The following is a 1,568-nucleotide window of genomic DNA, read 5'->3' on the forward strand; positions in this document are numbered from 1 at the left end:
TATCGGCTGTCTCTGGCGGGCGGCCAGTGAAGAGCGGAAGCGGGAACTGCCGCGGTTGTTGTTCGAGGAGGGGTTGCACCTGGGGCATCCGCCGTTCGGGTATCGGCGGGTAGCTCGCCGCCGGCCGTTCGCTGTCGTGCCGGAAGAGGCGGAGGCAGTACGGGAGGCGTTTCGAGACTACGCGGCTGGCGCGACGTACACGTCGATTGCTCGTCAGTGGAACGCTCGCGGGTTGGTGCCACGTTCGAACGATGGGCACACGCGGTTCACGGTGCCTGCGATGCAGTCGATCCTCGAGAACCGGTTCTACGCGGGCTGGGTTTCGCACAAGGAGCAATGGCGCCGTGGCGCGCACGAGGCGCTGATCAGCGATGAGTTGTGGCAGCGGGCGCAGATGCGGGTTCGAAGGCGGGAACCCCAGGCGACGCGGAACCGGCGGTTGTTGAGCGGGGTCGCGAGTTGTTCGCGGTGCAAGGGGCCGATGTGGCTGACATCGCGCAAGGGTGGTGCATACTGGTACTACCGGGAGGCGTCGGCGTTGCGCGGCGAATCCTGCGAAGGTGCCGGAAAGATGGTGAGCGCGAGTTCAGTTGAGGCGGAGTTCGAAACGGCGTTGCTGTCGATGACGCTGAACCGGGACTGGCTGCGTGGGGTAGCGCGAGAGGCGCACCGCGCGCCGAGGCGTCCGAAGGCGGACATCGGCAAGCTGTTGGAGACGAAGCGGCGGCTGTCGGTGGCGTTCGTGGAGGGCGGCCTGGACGATGCGGTGTATCGCCGGATGATGCGAGAGGCGGAGCGGGAGTTGTCGGAAGCGCGGGAGCCGGTGCGACTGGGCGCGGTGAAGTCGGCGGGTGAGCGGCTGTGGGATATCGGCTGTCTCTGGCGGGCGGCCAGTGAAGAGCGGAAGCGGGAACTGCCGCGGTTGTTGTTCGAGGAGGTACTCGTGGACGTGTTTGCACCGAAGGGTTCGGCCGTGTGGTTGCGGCCGTGGCCGGACTTTGCGCCGTACTTTGCGGCGCGAGTTGGTTGTTTAGTGGGCCCACCGGGATTCGAACCCGCTAAACAACCAACAGGACTCTACCTCGCTTCAGCGCTGGCGCATGCCTCATGAGGTGGCTGCTGCAACGCGCACGCTGCGGGAGATGTGATCGCCCAATCAAGCGCGGGCAATCGTGCGACGTCTGTACTCGGCTGGAGAGTGTGCGCCGACTGGCAGTGAGCGATGCACCTATCCCGCGGCTACTGGATCCAACGGACCAACCGTCTGGAGAAGTGTCATGAGCGGGTGGAAGCAGAACGCCGGACGTACAGCAACCGAGCGCGGCTATGACCCTGAGTGGCGGCGGCTGAGGCGGGTTGTTCTGGCCGAAGAACCGATGTGTCGAAAATGTGGCGCAATCGCCATGGAAGTGGACCATATTAAGACAGTCGCACGGTGGCCCGAGTTGAGGCTCGTGCGGACCAACCTCCAGGCGCTGTGCAAGCCCTGTCATAAGACCAAGACAGCCCGCGACAGCCACATTTACCGCGCGCGCGTCGCGCGAGATCGAGAGGAGCATCCGGGCCGG

Annotated in this window: 2 protein-coding genes; both read left to right on the top strand. The window is 65.2% G+C overall.

Annotation, left to right across the window (positions count from 1 at the left end):
- Window positions 1-1,111: recombinase family protein (locus tag WAW39_RS09005; RefSeq protein ID WP_422317951.1), on the top strand; the 1,111-nt coding region annotated here is incomplete at its 5' end.
- Between the two features lie 166 nt (window positions 1,112-1,277).
- On the top strand, window positions 1,278-1,568 hold a 291-nt coding region (locus WAW39_RS09010; RefSeq protein WP_422317953.1), incomplete at its 3' end, for an HNH endonuclease.

Origin of the sequence: Prosthecobacter sp. (assembly GCF_049294395.1) — a bacterium.
Classification (GTDB): domain Bacteria; phylum Verrucomicrobiota; class Verrucomicrobiia; order Verrucomicrobiales; family Verrucomicrobiaceae; genus Prosthecobacter.